Consider the following 16,925-nt stretch of genomic DNA (forward strand, 5'->3'; position numbering starts at 1 on the left):
CCGGGGATGCTCCTGAGCCGGGGATGCTCTTGCCTGAAAAGCGGCAGACTTGTCCGACATGCTTGTCCACCGGGTCACGAGGCGGTTTATCCTGTGACACAGATTCTGTGGCACTGATTCTATGGCACGGATGCTGTGGCATGGATTTGGTTGCATGATGCAGGATTTTCTTGTTTCAATTGCGGATTGAAAATCTTCAAAAATGGATCAACTGCACACTTTTTCAAGACCCCTTCTGCATTGTAAGCGTTCCTGTGATGGTGTTATCGTATCCTCCCATGATAATTCATAGTATTTCTCCATGATCATATTGCATGCCGGTTTTCTCGAAGGGCATTTTCTTCTTTGGGGGGAGACCCCTCTTGCTGTCACATCGTCGGGCAAAAAGCCACGCCTGCCCAAACCTGCCAAAGGTGCCACGACCCACCCCTCCCCATTTGACGGTGGACGCGAGGGATTGCGGCGCTGCTTCGACCGTGTCAACCTGCCCGTGCCCATCGACAAAAACCGCTCCGGCTGGGTCGAAATCTGGCTGCCAACCCACGCCGACGCACCTCTGGCCTCCAGCGGTCTGATCGCCGATCCCCCCCCGGCGGATGCCGAAGTCACCGTCGCCCCCTGGACCGTGACCGCCTTTGCCATGCATCCCGAAGAAACCCTGCAACTCCTCTGCATCAGCATGGGCAAGGAGATGCTTGCTCCCGGCATTGTGGTCGGCGATGACCTCATCTTCTGGGGAGCCGCCCTGCGCCTGGCCAGCTCGCTCGTGGCCCGGGAGCGCTTCCTGCCCGGCATCAACAAAGAGGGCGATGAGTTGGCCGCCCGCTGGATTCCCTGCCTCACGGAGATCGACGCCATCCACCTGCGGGATCTGGCCATCGCCATGCCTGCCGCCGCCCGTGCCTTCACCTTTGACAGCGGCCACCAACCCGCCCCGGCCCCGATCCATATTCTGGATGGTTTTGTCAAATGGATGGTGGACCACCTGCTGCATATTGCCACCGGTCGCGCCGCCCGCGGGATCGTCCGCCGCAAACTGACCCCACAAGCCACCATCCACGACCGCTGGCTGCATGCCCTGCGCACTGCCCATTCCTTTTTGAAGGCCGGCAAACCCGAACTGGATGCCTTTGCCGAACAGGTCCGCCATTGGCTCATGCCGGTCACCATCACCTCCAATTCCCCCTTCCGGCTCTGTTTTCGCCTCGACGAACCGAACGATGACCGCGCCCCCTGGCGGGTCACCTATCTGTTGCGGTCGGTGGCCGATCCCTCCCTGCTGGTGCCGGTCGAACGGGCCTGGCATGTCGGCAAACGCCTGGCCAAATCCCTGTTTGGAAACGTGGAATTCGACGTGCGGGCCTACCTTCTGGCCGCCCTGGGCGATGCCGCCCGCCTGGACCAGACCATCGAAGAGAGCCTGCGCTACGACGCCCCCAGCGGCTTCGAACTGGATATCGAAGGGGCACTCCGGTTTCTCATGGAAACGGCCTGCCTGCTTGAAGAAAATGGTTTTGGCATTCTCCTGCCGGCCTGGTGGTCCCGCGCCGGGACCAGTTCCCGCCTGGAAATTCGGGCCAAAGTCGAAAGTCCCACCTGGCCGGGAACCCGTGGCATCTCCATGGATGATCTGGTCCAATTCCAATGGGATGTGGCCCTGGGGGGAGAGAATATCACCCTCGAAGAGTTGCGGGACCTGGCCCGCATGAAGTCCCACCTGGTCCGGGTCCGTGGCCAATGGATCCTGGTCGATAACCGGGAAATCCAGAAAGCGCACAAATTTTTGCTGCAACGCCAGGATGGTCAGGTCCAGGTGCGGGATATCGTGCGGCTCGCCATCGGTGCCGAGGATGTCTCGGCCTCGATCCCCATGGCCGGCGTCACCGCCACCGGCTGGATTGGCGATCTCCTGGAAAAACTGGTCGGCAATCGCCCCCTCGATCTCCCCCCGCCCCCGACCGGATTCCAGGGAGCGTTGCGTCCCTACCAGTTGCGCGGCTTTGCCTGGCTTGATTTTCTGGTCAGCATTGGCTTTGGAGCCTGCCTGGCTGACGATATGGGTCTGGGCAAAACCATCCAGGCCTTGGTATTGATCGCCCGCCGCTGGGAAGCCGGCAATCGGCAACCCGTCCTCCTGGTCTGCCCCACCTCCGTGATCGGCAACTGGCAACGCGAAGCCCGCCGCTTCACCCCGGAACTCCCGGTCATGGTGCATCACGGCACCACCCGCAAACGCGGTGATGCCCTGCGCGAAGAGGTCCAAAACCAGGCCATCGTCCTCTCCAGCTACAGCCTGCTGCCGCGCGATCTGGATACCCTCCTGGAAATACCCTGGTATGGCATCATTCTCGACGAAGCCCAGAACGTCAAAAATCCCGATACCAAACAGGCCCAGGCCGCCCGCTCCCTGACCGCCGGGTTTCGCATCGCCATGACCGGCACCCCGGTCGAAAACAATGTCGGCGACCTGTGGGCCATCATGGAATTTCTCAACAAGGGTCTCCTGGGCACCCAGGCCACGTTCCGCGACACCTTTTTATTGCCCATCCAGGCCGGACGTGATCCACAAGCCACCCAACGCCTGAAACGCATCACCTCCCCTTTTATCCTGCGCCGCCTCAAGACCGACCGCGAAATCGTCCCGGACCTGCCGGAAAAAATGGAAATGAAGGTGTTTTGCAACCTGACCCGGGAACAGGCATCCCTCTACGGTGCCGTGGTCGAAGAGATGACCCGGCAACTGAAAGAAGCCACCGGCATCCAGCGCCGTGGCCTGATCCTGGGAACCCTGTCCAAATTGAAACAGGTGTGCAACCACCCCGCCCAGTTCATGAAGGACAACTCCCCCATCCCGGGACGTTCCGGCAAGGTGGCCCGCCTCGAAGAAATGTTGGAAGAAATTCTCGGCATCCGGGAAAAAGCGCTCATTTTTACCCAGTTTGCCACCATGGGAACCCTGCTCAAAACCCACCTGGAAGAACTCTTCGGCCATGAGGTCTTGTTCCTGCACGGTGCCATCCGCAAAAAAGAGCGGGATGCCATGGTGGACCGTTTCCAGGCCGCTGCGGGGGGGCCATCCCTGTTCATCCTCTCCCTCAAGGCCGGCGGTACCGGCCTCAACCTGACCCAGGCCAATCATGTGTTCCACTTCGACCGCTGGTGGAATCCCGCCGTGGAAAATCAGGCCACGGACCGCGCCTTCCGCATCGGTCAGATGCGCAACGTCCAGGTCCACAAATTTCTCTGCGTCGGAACCCTGGAAGAAAAAATCGACGACATGATCGAACGCAAAAAAAATACCGCCGAAGAGGTGATCGGGGCCGGCGAAAACTGGATCACGGAAATGTCCACCGATCAATTGCAGGAACTCTTCGCCCTGCGCCAGGAAGCCCTGGGCGTGGAGGAATCCCCGGACGTGGAGGCATCCTGATGACCAAACGCTGGCATCGAGAATGGTTTCGCAAATCCGTCCCCCTGACCGCCGTGGGTGGCATCCGGGCCGCCTCAAAGGGAAGCGATTTTGGCAAAAACTGGTGGGCCAAACGCTGGAACGACACCCTGGATCGCTTTTCCCTCGGTTCCCGACTCGTGCGTGGCCGCAACTATGCCCGCAATGGCCAGGTCCTTTCCATCGATATCGGCCCGGGCGAGGTCCTCTCCACCGTCCAGGGTTCCCGCCAGCAACCCTACGATGTCATGATCCGGTTGCGCAAACTCACCACGGAAGATTGGGCAAAACTCACCAAAACACTCTCCGGTCAGGCCCGCTATGCCGCCCGCCTGATGGCCGGCGAAATGCCCGAAGACATAGAAAGGGTGTTTCTGTCTGCCGGTCTTTCCCTCTTTCCGGATGACCCCCGGGACTTGATGACCAAATGCTCCTGCCCCGACTGGTCGAATCCCTGCAAACATGTCGCAGCGGTGTTTTACTTGTTGGGTGAGGCCTTTGATGCCGATCCATTCCTGATTTTTCGTATCCGGGGCATGGACCGCGAAACCTTTTTGCGGCAACTTGGTGGCACCCGGGAGAGCAGACCCGCCGATGCTACCCAACCCGCAGCGCATGCGCCCGAACCCCTGCCGGTGGCTGTGGAACCGTTCTGGCACGGCAAACCGGTCTCCAACGACCTGTTCGGTGAGGCCACCCTGCCGCCCGTGCATGCCGCCCTGCTGAAACGCCTGGGTTCTCTCCCCTTCTGGCGGGGAAAAACCCCCCTCCTCGAAGAACTCGAACCCGTCTATCCCTATGCCGCCGTCCTGGGCCTCTCCATCCTGGCCGGTGCCGGCTGCAACGATCCGACCGCCCCCAAAAAAGAAGAACCCGCCAATCATCAGGAAAAAAAGCACTCCACGACAAAAAAACCTTCTGGCAACCGGAAATACTGAGACACGCGGTGCAGGTCCTGTTTGTGATTCAGACGAAAGTTTTCCCCGGAAATGATGGTTGGCGGCGTCAAATTGATCTGTTCATAGGCGAGGGAGAGTCCGGTCTGGACCTCACCGGCCATCATGTTGGCCAACTCGCCCATGGCATCTGCGGCATCCTCGGCAAAAACCGACAACTCCCTGCCAGCCAGGTCTCCAGCCAGACGCAGTGACACCGGCAAGGCACAGGAAAGAATCAGCCCCCCCTCAATGGCCCCATTGAAACCAATCAGGGCTGCCACTTCCGGCAACGGTCCACCATGCGACTCGGGACCAGGATGCAACGTGGTCTGTTCCGGAACCGGTTGCAGGGTCATCATGCTGGAAAAAATATTGTGGACGCCTTGAATGATCAATTGTCCGATCTGTTCCTTCAAAAGCAGAACGTCCACAGTGTCCGCCGACAGCAAGGCGTTCCGCCTGATCTCTTCCAGAATCACCCTGGGTTTCTCGGCATGTTGCAACAACACCTTCTGGAACGTGCTGAATCGCTCGATATCAATCCCCAGGAGCCGAATGCCGATGCCATTGTCATCCTGGCGCACGATCATGGCCTGAAATTCGATCACGCAGGGAGGAATCTCCGGTTTCTCCCCCTCACCCTCCTCCTGGAGAAACAGCCTGAGCGGCGTGCGACAGCCGATGAATTCCGCACCCAACGGCACGTTTTCCAACAAACCCCCAATCAAGGAAAAATTGATCGACCGGAGTTTCATGACCGCACCGTGCGGCAAATCCAACTCTGCCGTCATGTGTAGTGGAATGCGGGTGTGTCTGCGTCTCTCCATGTTCGGTTTCCCCTCTGAGGGATGATCAAGATACATCAAAATTTTCGCAAAATTTGCACCAAAGCCTGCCCGTCAACCCTTTCCAGGGCATGTCCGGCCACTACAGCCATGGTTTCAGTTTGCCTGCCCCGCAGCGCGGCAATGTTCTGCATATCCTGACTCCAGGACGGCACAGTCAGGTCGCCGGACAAGGCGGCCCCCACTTTGCGGACGATGGAGACATACCTGGCCCGGGGATGGGGCCGACGATTGAGCCGATACAAAAAATTGCCAGGCTGTTCCCGCACCAGATCGGCATAGAGGCGTTGGGATCGGTTCAGGGTGTCACCACCCAACATGGGTGCCATCATGCTCAAGGGGGTGCTGCCGACCAGCAGGGCCACTTCGGCCTTATCGGTGCCCAGATGCGGTGCCGCAATGGTCACCAGCAGATGAATGGCCAGATCCGGATGGGACACCATGAGCAGCCGCGCCACCACCCCACCCGCCGAGTGCCCCACCAAAAAGCGTTTTTCGTGCGGATGACCGGCAAACAGGCGTTCGACAACACGCCGCAACAATCGGGCCTGGAGATCAATCGGAGCTTCGGAGGGAAGATCGGCGCGATAGTATGTATGGCGACCGGGAACGGGTTTTTGAATCCGTTCCTGGATGGTACCACCCTGGGTGGAGACCCCTCCCCCATCCCGCCAACCCGCCATTTGCAGTGCCGCTGTAACACCACTTTGATCCCAGGCCCTGTCATCACTGAAATAGCCGTGGACCAGAACCAGCACATCCGCCCGGGCCGGAACCGCCACCCACAAGAGTGTTGCCAACAAAACCCGGCTTAACCACAATATTCTTATGTTTTTCATATGGTCATTCAGGAAGGTACCCCTCCTGATCCCTGCCCCCACACCCGGTCCAAGCCAACTGCCCCATACCCGGTCCAAGCCAACTGCCCCACACCCGATCCAAGTCAACTGCCCCACACCCGATCCAAGCCAACTGCCCCACACCCGGTTTCAACCCCTCAAACACTCCCCTCCAGACCTCTGCCCTGCACCCGACAATTCAGTCTCCGGTTGTTTGACGGAAAAAATCCCCGAGCAATTTTGCGACGTCGGCAGCCTTTTCCAGAAAGAAGAGATGATCAGTCTCCGGAATGAAATGGAGTTTGGCACCCGGAATTTTCTTGACCAGCAGGTGGGCATTTTCCGGAGGGACCAGAATATCCTTGTCGCCCGACATGACCAGGACCGGGCAGCCAATCCGCTCCAGTGGCAAGGGCTGCTTCATGAACCCGGCAACAGCGCCGTATTGCAGAAACACCTCGGCTGGATTTTCCGGCAGGGTGGTGCGCATCTGGATCAGGTAATCATAAATGGTTTGATAGCGCGAGTGCAGGAACGGGACCAGCGCAGCATCCAGGGCCAGACGGGCACGGGCCAGGGGATCCAGGGTATAAATGGCGCGCAGTTGATCCTCGGGCATCAACGGAAAATGATTTTCAAACTCCGGACCGCTGGAGGTGGAACACAACAGAACCAGGGCAGTGACCCGTTCCGGGGCAGCCAGGGTCAGAACCTGGGCAATGAATCCCCCCATGCTGAGACCGATCACCCCGAACTTTTGGTGACCCAGATCCTCCATGACCTGCAAGGCATCGTGGGCCAGATCGGTCATGGTATACGGCCCCATGCTGGGGGGGGAGTTGCCCATGCCGCGATTGTCCGGCATGACCATCTCAAACTCACCCGACATGGCCTCGGCCATTTTGTTGAAGACCCAGTTGGCGCTGCCGAACCCGGGCAGGCACAGCAGGGGATACCCCTTGCCGACAACGGTCACATGGTTCTTGTAGTACGAATGGTTTGCCTTGTTCTCCATGCAGATTGCCTCTCACACTATTTTTTTTCTTCATCCTTGTCGCCACTGCCGGCAATGGCCTTGACGCCACTGGTTGCCACATCCACGGTCGTCCCGACAACCTTGGCCCCGGCCCCCACCGCCGTCGAAGCCACCGTGACCGCCGCATCCGTCACTGCCATCACTGCACACCCACTCAAAAACAAGGCCAGAAACAAGACAGCCGCCAGGTTGCGCATCGAAAACCCCCTGCAAATTGAAAAGAAACAATGAAAAAAACAACAAACCATGACACGATGCTCGACTTTTTTTGGAGTGCGGCAGAAAGCCCACCGTCCCTGCATCTGGTTTCTACCAAAACATGTTTTCCGTACAAATGCAATCTTTCACGCGCTCTTTGGTACCGAACCAACCATCCCGTGACCGTCGTCCTGCACAGATTGAGGATGCATTTTAGTCATGGATAAAATACCAAACTGCGCCGATATGGTTCACGAGTTTCTTCGAATAAGACAGAGTCATATCCCACCGGTCGGTCCATTGAAGAGTCCCCTGAAAAAAGTCTCCCAACAATCAAGCTGTCCCGCACAACACATGGATATCGTTGCATTTAATCAAATTTTACGCACTCTCGTAACGAATTGATAAATAAAGGATCGCGTCAGGAATTGCGACTTTGTTCAGGAGACTCATTGGAGAGATGCGGGCAAAATGAGGTCACCGAGACGTTTCATATTTGCATCTCCCCATCAACGTTACTAAAATGAAGGACATGAAGATCACCTACGACCCTGCGAAGGATCTCTGGAACACGGAGAGTCGCCAGCTTCCTTTTGATCGAGTTGCTGATTTTCGATGGCAGGATGCCTTGATCGTCGAAGATGTCCGGTGTGTCTATCCAGAGCGACGATTCGTGGCAGTTGGCTATTTGGATAAGCGTTTACACGTTCTATGCTTTACGCCTGTTGAAAGCGGTATACGGGTGATCAGTTTTCGGAAGGCCAATCCTCGCGAGGCACGCAAATATGGCAAACCAATTACCGTTGACTGACGATGATGGAGAGGTCAGGGAACTAACGCAGGAAGATTTTGCGCGTATGAAACCGGCTCAGGACATTTTGCCAATGATTTTCGGGACAGAAGTTGCAGCCGAACTTTTGGCAAGACCTGTCCACCCTTCTGGCAGCGACACAAAAGTCTCCACCACTGTGCGTTTTGATGCCGATGTCATTACGGCTTTTCGTGCCACCGGCAAGGGGTGGCAGACGCGGATGAATGCTGCCCTGCGGGATTGGTTGCAGTCGCATTCACCGGCGTGACTGAAAGCTTCCCTCACACCGGACCACGCCGAAGTTTTTTCAGAGCGTCCACCAACACCCGCACTTGAGGCGTTCGCAGAGTTCTCGAGGGATTTTCACCATGTCAGGGTTTGAACGCGACGAAAAGTGATGACCTGATTATCGTCCTGATTACCAAAATGGAACACGAAGTGCAGATTGGTCTGTTCCGGCTGTCCGTACCCTAAACGAATGGGAGAATCACATGTCCACCCATAAAATACCCGGTGTGGTCGGCGGAGTCACGCAAGGCCTGATCGGCGGAAAAATAAAATGGCTCGTTGCCGGTGTCGCACTGGTGATGGCTCTGTCGCAGACCTATTTCGTCGTGGCCCCGACCGACCGGGCCAATGTGCGGCGGCTGGGCAACGTGCGTCATCCCACGCCGCTCAATCCCGGTTTGTACTTCAAATTGCCGCTGGTGGACATGGTGGATGTGGTCCAGGTCAGCCTGACGACCTTGCATGTGGCACCGTTTTTCGTCATGACCATCGACAATCAAAAAATCGGCCTGGACATCAACTTCAATTTTACGATTCCCATGGACAAGGTCAACCATCTTTTGTACGAGGTGGGCGGGGCCGGCAACGTGGATGTTGTCTCCAGCGTCGTGCCCATTGTCCGGGATCGGGCCGCACGGGTGTTTGCCATTCAAAACATGGTCTCGGTCAACGAAAAGCGCGAAGCCATTCAAGCCGAGATCGAGCGCAGCGTCTCCGCAGCGGTCAAGGAACTGTTTGGCATCGAGACGCACAGTCTGCAAATAGCCGGCATCACCCCCTCGGATGCCTTCATGAAATCCAACGAAGCCGCCGTCAAGGCCAAGAATGATGCCGTCGCCGCCGAAAACAACAAACGGGTCAAACAGTTCGAATCGGAGCAGGTGGTCATCAAGGCCAAGGGGGATGCGGATTCGGCCATCGAGGCGGCCAGGGGACGCTCGCAATCCATGCTCCTGGAGGCCGAGGCGGACAAACAAAGATTGGTTCTCGAAGGACAGGGGCAGGCGGCCCGTTTGAAGGCCGAAATCGAACCTTTTGGCTCGGCGGAGATGTACATCAAATTTTTGCAGGCCAAGGCAGCCAACAATTGGAACGGAACCCCACCCCAGATTGTGGCCGGATCGGGCGGCTCCATGAATGTGGTCGTCCCGGTGCCATCCCTCGCGGATTATCCAACCAAACCTGCGCAGACAGGTGCCGCAGCCCGAAAATCAGCCCAATCAGCCCAAATGGAACCCCAGCAGCCAGCAGCCGATCAGGTACCCCCGGAAAGATCAAACCGTTCGTGGTAGATGGAATAACGCACGGGCACTGTATTGTTATAGCCGATCCGTTTACGACGGGCTTCATCGAGCAAGTGGTAGCGAATGGTCACATCCAGGGTCACCGCCTGTGATGAAACGCCCGTTTTGGGAAGTTCATAAATAAACTCACGGGGTTGCCGGGCAGCCAGGCGGTTGTCCCAAAGATCGATGATGAACGGACGCCACATGATGGTGCGTTGCATTTTGTAAATTTTTTCGTGCATCACGGCATTGTGATTGTCGAGCAGGCGGAACTCCAGGGTCAGGTGCCGATCCGGTGTTCCTGTGGGCAGAAAGTGGTCCGTGCCGACGTTGGTCAAGGTAAAGACAAACTGGGACCGGCCATCCACCTCCTCACGGCGGTGATCCACCTTCAAGGCACGCGCCACCTGGGGCGGATGATGCCCACCCTGAAACAGGTGGCGTCCCCCCTGGCGCAATGGCCCATTGGTGGCCATGGCCCGGGTCACATTGGGCAGGTGACACCCCACACAATCCGGTTTCCTCTCTCCCAGGCGAATCTCTTCCACAGTTCCACAAGGCGAAAGACGATAAAACATGTCCCAACGGTCCCCGGAAACCATATGACACATCTGACAGGGATTCATGCCGGAGAGAAAGTCGGGATCGACCTTGACCGGATGCGGGGCCTGATCGGTAGCGTAGGGACCGATCACCTCCCCGTTACGCACATGACAGACGGCACAGGTCACCCCCTCATCCCGCAACCGGGAATCAAAATCGGGATTCGGCTCCAGAATCGGATCCAGCTTGTCCCTGTCCCGAAAACCGACCTCAACATATTCCTTCTGATTTTTAAGAGGAATATGGCAATTGACACAGACCGGAGGATTTTTTTCGAAGGCCCGGTCGGCCTGAAAATATTCATCGGTCCAGGCCTTGGCATGCATGCTGCCAGACCACTCCCGATAAATTTCTTCGTGGCAGGTGCCGCAATGCTCCGCCCGCAGGGATTCAAGTCCCTTGGGCACGGCCGTCTGGATGGACCAGGCAAATTTGTCCTCCACGACAAAGATATTCAGGGGGCGCACCAGCCGCCATGCCAGAAATGACACGGCAATCGCCAAAAAAATCCACAATTTATATCGGCTACGCACGGCCATGTCAGGATCCTGCGCAAGGAATGGAACTGGTCAGGTAAAAAACCGGTATACCCGGTCTTGCAAGAAATCCTTCCAGATTTGACATTGCAATCCATGAAGGTAACAGGTTACCGGGTTATCCTCCAAGTCAAATTTTGCTTCCGGGAGGTGGCGGAGATATTCTGTGTCCAGGTGGATATGCAACCCTGTCGTGAATCGGGAAATTGTCTTGTGACACACATGCCGCACCTGCCATGCAAATTGTTCGTTCACCTTCTGCCAATCCTGATCGTTTCTTCATTGATCGGAATAGGGCCTGTCTGGGTTGTCAATGCCCAGGATACTCAGGATATCCAAGAATCCCGCAAGGAAACCGACAGCACCCAAGAATCCCGCAAGGAAACCGACAGCACCGAAGAATCCCGCAAGGAAACCGGCAGCACCCAAGAATCCCGCAAGGAAACCGACAGCACCGAAGAATCCCGCAAGGAAACCGGCAGCACCCAAGAATCCCGCAAGGAAACCGACAGCACCCAGGTAAACAGGAAAGAGCCTGGTAACACCAAGGAAGCCCGAAAAGAGCCTGCCATCACCAAGGAGACCCGGAGAGAAAAAGATCGTCCCAGGGAGACCCGGAAAGAAATGCCCTTTGCCAAAGAGGCACAAAAAGGAATCGACGCCCAGAAAAAAGGCCAATTTGTCGAGGCCGAAACGTTCTATTCCAATGCCTTGAATGCCCCTGACCTGCGTCGGGATGCCGAGGCGGAAATTCTGGCCAACCGTTGTCTGGTACGACTGGAACTGGGAAAAAGCCGGTTGGACAAGGAAAAATTTGCAGCAGGATTAACCGATTGCAACCAGGCAGTCCTGTTGAAACCGGATCTGGCCAATGGTTATCTGTTCCGGGGCAATGGCCGGATGGCCAGCAACCAGTTGGAACTGGCTGCCGAAGATTTCAAGGTGGCCATGGCCCTGCTGCCCAAGGATCCGCTGCCCATCTATTTTCGGGCACAAACCCTGCTGCGTCTTGGCAAGACCACAGAAGCCATGCAAAACCTGACTGCGGTCCTGAAAATACGTCCCAATTTTCCCCCAGCCCATCTGGAACGGGGTCTGTTGCATCTGCAACAGGGGAGCATGAACAGTGCCTTGCAGGATTTTTCGGCAGCCATCCGGCTCGATCCAAAATTTTATGATGCCTATTTTCTGCGGGCAGAGCTGCTGGGACGCACGGGAAAAATCAAGGAAGCCCTGGCCGATATCAACCAGGCCCTGCAACTGCGTCCGAACAATCCCACAGCCATTTTTCGCCGTGGCCTGTTCCAGGTGGCCCTGGGAGAAGTTGCTTCCGGTATTGTCGGGTTTGAACGGGCGCGGCAATTGGCTCCTGGAGATCCGCAAATACCAGCCGGTCTGGGATTGGCGCACTTTATACAAGGGTCCCATGCAGCGGCGGAAGAGGCTTTTTTGCAGAGTCTGTCTTTGGCACCGGATGATGTGTTTGTCATTCTCTGGCTCACACTGACCCGGTTGAAACAAAATCCTGCCGCAGACCGCGCTGCGTTGCCCCAGGTCGAGAGTGCCCGGTTGACCCAATGGCCCAATCCCCTGCGTGCCCTGTTGTTGGGAAACATGACACCCGATGGTGTCATGCAGCAGGCGCGACAGACAGAAAAAGCCGGAGTGGCCATGGCCCTGGTCGAATCCAGCTTTTTCATCGGCCAGTACCACCTGTTGCACAACAACACCACCGAAGCGGCAGTCTGGTTGCGCAAGTCACTGGAATTTGATGCAAAAGATCCCATCCTGGTCCATCTCGCCAACAAGGAGCTTAACCGTCTCTCCGTCACAATGCCACAAGCCCTGTCGCAAGTCACAACGCAAGAGACATCATCAAAAACCGTACCTGAAACTTCATCAGGGACGGTGCCTGGAACCCTGTCAGACATACCGTCAGAAACATCACCTGCCACGGCGTCAGAGACACTGCCTGAAACTCCACCAGAAAAACCCCTGCAAGCCGACATCACGTCGCACCAGGTGTTGCCGTTGCTCTCGGCATCTTTTTTGTCAAACCCGGAGATCCTCCCCCAGACAACCTTCACACCCACACCGGTTCCACTCCAAGCGTCCGACCAGGAAAGCCATGCCGTTGAAACTGCCCCCTTTCTCCCGGATAAAAATCCTGGATCTTCTCAAACAAACAATTCCGATCCCCCTCAGGAGAAGGATTCCGGATCTTCCCAAACAAAAAATTCCAGATCCGCTCAAGAAAAATATCCTGGCCTCCCTCAAGCAAAGAATGCCGAATCTCTCCAGGCGCAAGATTCCGGATCCTCCCAGGAAAAGCATTCCGGCATCCCTCAAGGAATGGATGCTGAATCTCTCCAGAAGCAAGATTCCGGATCCCCGCAAGAAAAATATCCTGGCCTCCCTCAAGGGAAAAATGCCAAGTCTCTCCAGACGCAAGATTCCAAATCTTCTCAAGAAAAAAATTCTGGCATCCCTCAAGGGAAGAATGCCGGATCTCTTCGTGCGCAAAATTCCAGATCCTCTCAAGAAAATACTTCAGGCCCCCCTCAAAAGAACAATGCTGGACCTTTCCAGACAAAGGATTCCAAACCTGACCAGGAAAAAAATCCCGATTCCTCTCAAGAAAAATATTCTGGCCTCCCTCAAGAAAATAATACCGGGCCTTTCCAGGCAGAGGATTCCGGATTCTCAGCAAAAAATTCCGACCCCTCCCGGGAAAATAATTCTGCATCCCCCCAAACAATCAACCGCGAAAAGTCGCAAAAAATCATGATCGCCGACACAGGCACCACCCATGCGCCTGCCGGTGATGCCCCGGAAAAACGTGTCATTGTCAACCAGGAGAACCACGCCCAGACCGGCAGCAGCACCCCCGGGGAGTGGCCAAACGCAACCGACAAGGCAGCGGTCAGCATTCTGCTCACGGATTCGTTGTCCACGGACATACCGGCCATCGTCAAATATTTCCGGAAAAGTGGATTGGGAAAAAAAGCGCGTGATCTGCACCTGTTTCGTACCCGGAACAACAGGACATTGGTCTATTATGGCACTTTTCCCAGTGTGGCCGACGCCCAGGAACAAATCCGGAACATGTCACCCGTTTTGAGAAAAAACCAGCCGCGAATTCACTCGCTGGCCCGAATAGAAAAACGACTGAAAATGCTCGAAGCGACGCCGGCCCCTTTTTCTTCCGACTGACCGGTACTCTTTTTACTTGCATCATGACGCAACAATCCCCACGATCATCACCGACAGGCAATACGATTTGCCATGGGCGGCCAACCGGGAAACGCTTGCGGGGATGACCATGACCGAGGAAAAAATTCAACAACAACAGCAGGAAGAAGCCTTGGAAACCCAGGAGTGGCGGGAATCCCTGGAATATGTGTTGACACGTGAGGGACCCGGCCGGGTGACCGAACTGCTGCGGGAACTCCATCAGCATGCCCACAAACTGGGGGTCAAGATTCCCTTTTCTGCCAATACCCCCTACATGAACACCATTCACCCCGCCGACCAGCACCCCTATCCCGGCAGCCGGGAGATTGAGCGCCGCATCAAGAGCCTGATCCGCTGGAATGCCATGGCCATGGTCGTGCGTGCCAATCAGCAGGAAGTGGGTATTGGCGGTCACATTTCCACGTTTGCCTCGGCAGCCACCCTCTACGAAGTCGGTTTCAACCATTTTTTCCGGGGTCCTGACGCCGAATGTGGTGGTGACCTGGTATTTTTTCAGGGGCACGCCGCGCCGGGAATCTATGCCCGCGCCTTCCTGGAAGGACGCCTGAGCGAACGGGATTTGTCCCATTTTCGCAAGGAGTTGGCCGATGGCGGAGGACTCTCCTCCTACCCGCACCCCTGGTTGATGCCGAACTTTTGGCAGGTCCCGACCGTCTCCATGGGACTCGGTCCGATCATGGCCATCTACCAGGCGCGCTTTTTGCGCTATCTCGAAGACCGGAACCTGCGTCCCCACACCGATGCCAAAATTTGGGCCTTTCTGGGTGATGGCGAAACCGACGAACCGGAATCCCTGGGAGCCATCTCCCTGGCCGCCCGCGAACACCTGGACAATCTGGTCTTCGTCATCAACTGCAACCTGCAACGTCTCGATGGCCCGGTGCGGGGCAATGGCCAGATCATCCAGGAACTGGAAGCGGATTTCCGGGGTGCCGGCTGGAATGTGATCAAGGTGATCTGGGGACAGGATTGGGATCCCCTGTTTGAAAAGGATCCGGAAGGGTTGTTGGCCAGCCGTCTGGCGGAACTCGTCGATGGCGAGTATCAAAAACTCTCCATTGAAGGCGGTGCCTACGTGCGGCAACAGGTGTTCGGCAAACATCCGCACCTGCTGGAACTGGTCGCCCACCATTCGGATGAACAACTGCACCGCATGCGGCGCGGCGGCCACGATCCAGAGAAAGTCTACGCCGCCTACCATGCCGCAACCCATCACAAGGGTGCCCCTTCGGTCATCCTGGCCATGACCATCAAGGGGTATGGCCTGGGTGCCGCCGGGGAAGGCCTGAACATTACCCACCAACAAAAAAAGATGACCGGCGAAGAGCTGCGGGCCTTCCGGTCCCGTTTTGGCATTCCGTTGTCGGACGAGGAGGTCTCCCACATGCCCTTCTATCGTCCCACCGAAGGGAGCGAAGAGATGCGCTACCTTCAGGAACAACGCCGCAAACTGGGCGGCTACCTCCCAAGCCGCAAGGTCAAGGCCGATCCCATTCAACCCCCGGACGGCGAAATATTTCAGGAGTTTGCCGCCGGCACCGGTGAACGGGAAATTTCCACCACCATGGTCTTTGTCCGGCTGTTGACCCGCCTCCTCAAGGATCCTTCCATTGGCCGACTCGTGGTGCCCATCGTGCCCGACGAAGCCCGCACCTTTGGCATGGAAGCCCTGTTCCGCCAGTGCGGCATCTACTCCCATCCCGGACAACTCTACGAGCCGGTCGATTCCAAAAGCCTCCTCTACTACAAGGAAGCCCGGGATGGCCAGATCCTGGAGGAAGGGATCACCGAGGCCGGGGGGTTAAGCTCCTTCATCGCCGCCGGAACCGCCTACGCCAATCATGGCGTCAACACGATTCCCTTTTTTGTCTACTACTCCATGTTTGGCCTCCAGAGGGTCGGGGATTTGATCTGGGCCGCCGCCGACATGCGGACCCGGGGATTTTTGTTCGGAGGCACGGCAGGACGGACCACCCTGGCCGGCGAAGGACTCCAGCATCAGGACGGACAAAGCCACCTGCTGGCCCTGCCCGTCCCCACCCTGATGGCCTACGATCCCGCCTACGCCTACGAGGTGGCCGTCATCGTCCAGGAGGGACTCCGTCGCATGTATGTCGATCAGGAGGCACTCTTCTACTACATCACGATCATGAATGAAAACTATCGGCACCCCCCCATGCCGGATGGTGCCGAAGAGGGAATCCTGAAAGGCATGTACCTCCTGGAAGGCACGACCGCCCCTCCCACCTGGCCACGGGTGCAACTTCTGGGGAGTGGGGCCATCCTCAATGAAGTGGTCAAGGCCAAAGAAATGCTGGTCCAGTACGAGGTGGCCGCCGAAGTGTGGAGCGTGACCAGCTACAAAGAGTTGCGCCGGGATGCCCAGGAAGTGGAACGCTGGAACATGTTCAATCCAGGCATCGAACCCATGCAACCCTACCTCACCCAATGCCTCAAGGGACGTTCCGGTCCTTTCGTAGCCGCCACCGATTATGTCAAGGCCCTGCCGGATCTGGTGGCCAAATGGCTGCCGGGACCGTTGCTCTCCCTGGGCACCGACGGTTTCGGGCGAAGCGAAACCCGCTCGGCATTGCGGGATTTCTTCGAGGTGGACCGCCGCCATGTCACGCTGGCCGCCTTGAGCCAATTGTATCATCTGGAGTTGTTGCCGGTCAGCGTCGTGCAACGCGCCATCCAGGAACTGGAAATCGATCCAGAGCGCGTCAATCCGTTGCGACGCTGATGCCACGAAAAACAGTACCCATTCATAACCCTTTCAATAAAGGGTGTAACCATTCAGAACCCCTTCATTAAAAGGATTTGACATGGAAGACTTTGTTGG

12 protein-coding genes are annotated in these 16,925 nt (G+C 56.8%); 7 read left to right on the plus strand and 5 right to left on the minus strand.

The window, feature by feature from the left end; all coding sequences use genetic code 11:
* Nucleotides 1-301: 301 nt before the first annotated feature.
* Both HQL65_06310 and HQL65_06315 read left to right on the plus strand, forming a co-directional pair.
* Nucleotides 302-3,430, plus strand: coding sequence for a DEAD/DEAH box helicase (locus HQL65_06310; GenBank protein ID MBF0135833.1), 3,129 nt, complete (start codon nucleotides 302-304; stop codon nucleotides 3,428-3,430).
* On the plus strand, nucleotides 3,430-4,386 hold the full coding sequence (locus tag HQL65_06315; GenBank protein ID MBF0135834.1) for an SWIM zinc finger family protein: 957 nt from the start codon (nucleotides 3,430-3,432) through the stop codon (nucleotides 4,384-4,386). The genes HQL65_06310 and HQL65_06315 overlap by 1 nt, the downstream gene beginning before the upstream one ends.
* On the opposite strand, the gene HQL65_06320 is transcribed toward HQL65_06315, so the two are convergent.
* From HQL65_06320 to HQL65_06335, 4 genes are all read right to left on the minus strand, one after another.
* The gene (locus tag HQL65_06320) at nucleotides 4,332-5,213 is read right to left on the minus strand and encodes a chemotaxis protein CheX (GenBank protein MBF0135835.1); all 882 of its coding nucleotides are present in this window, start codon (nucleotides 5,211-5,213) and stop codon (nucleotides 4,332-4,334) included. The two genes, HQL65_06315 and HQL65_06320, sit on opposite strands and share 55 nt — an antisense overlap.
* A gap of 35 nt (nucleotides 5,214-5,248) precedes the next feature.
* Nucleotides 5,249-6,070 carry an alpha/beta fold hydrolase gene (locus HQL65_06325; GenBank protein MBF0135836.1) on the minus strand — a complete coding sequence of 274 codons (822 nt, stop codon included), beginning with the start codon at nucleotides 6,068-6,070 and terminating at the stop codon, nucleotides 5,249-5,251.
* A gap of 199 nt (nucleotides 6,071-6,269) precedes the next feature.
* Nucleotides 6,270-7,085 (minus strand): alpha/beta hydrolase, encoded by an 816-nt coding sequence (locus tag HQL65_06330; protein ID MBF0135837.1) that lies wholly within the window; start codon nucleotides 7,083-7,085, stop codon nucleotides 6,270-6,272.
* Nucleotides 7,086-7,102: 17 nt separating this feature from the next.
* Entirely contained in the window at nucleotides 7,103-7,303 is a 201-nt protein-coding gene (locus HQL65_06335; GenBank protein ID MBF0135838.1) for a hypothetical protein, read from the minus strand.
* 533 nt (nucleotides 7,304-7,836) lie between these two features.
* Between HQL65_06335 and HQL65_06340 the strand changes: the two genes are divergently transcribed.
* The 3 genes from HQL65_06340 to HQL65_06350 all read left to right on the plus strand — a co-directional run bounded on the left by HQL65_06340 (nucleotide 7,837) and on the right by HQL65_06350 (nucleotide 9,695).
* A complete protein-coding gene (locus HQL65_06340) occupies nucleotides 7,837-8,115 on the plus strand; it encodes a BrnT family toxin (protein ID MBF0135839.1) in 279 nt (92 codons plus the stop codon).
* Complete coding sequence (locus HQL65_06345; GenBank protein MBF0135840.1) at nucleotides 8,090-8,383, plus strand: BrnA antitoxin family protein; 294 nt, start codon at nucleotides 8,090-8,092, stop codon at nucleotides 8,381-8,383. The genes HQL65_06340 and HQL65_06345 overlap by 26 nt, the downstream gene beginning before the upstream one ends.
* A gap of 223 nt (nucleotides 8,384-8,606) precedes the next feature.
* Entirely contained in the window at nucleotides 8,607-9,695 is a 1,089-nt protein-coding gene (locus HQL65_06350) for a hypothetical protein (GenBank protein ID MBF0135841.1), read from the plus strand.
* On the opposite strand, the gene HQL65_06355 is transcribed toward HQL65_06350, so the two are convergent.
* On the minus strand, nucleotides 9,659-10,831 hold the full coding sequence (locus HQL65_06355; GenBank protein MBF0135842.1) for a hypothetical protein: 1,173 nt from the start codon (nucleotides 10,829-10,831) through the stop codon (nucleotides 9,659-9,661). The genes HQL65_06350 and HQL65_06355 overlap by 37 nt on opposite strands.
* A gap of 210 nt (nucleotides 10,832-11,041) precedes the next feature.
* Here HQL65_06355 and HQL65_06360 point away from each other — a divergent pair, with 210 nt between their 5' ends.
* Nucleotides 11,042-14,041, plus strand: coding sequence for a tetratricopeptide repeat protein (locus HQL65_06360; protein ID MBF0135843.1), 3,000 nt, complete (start codon nucleotides 11,042-11,044; stop codon nucleotides 14,039-14,041).
* Nucleotides 14,042-14,150: 109 nt separating this feature from the next.
* Complete coding sequence (gene aceE / locus HQL65_06365) at nucleotides 14,151-16,826, plus strand: pyruvate dehydrogenase (acetyl-transferring), homodimeric type (protein MBF0135844.1); 2,676 nt, start codon at nucleotides 14,151-14,153, stop codon at nucleotides 16,824-16,826.
* Nucleotides 16,827-16,925 lie beyond the last annotated feature (99 nt).

It is taken from the genome of Magnetococcales bacterium (assembly GCA_015228935.1).
In the GTDB taxonomy this organism is placed as follows: Bacteria; Pseudomonadota; Magnetococcia; order Magnetococcales; family DC0425bin3; genus HA3dbin3.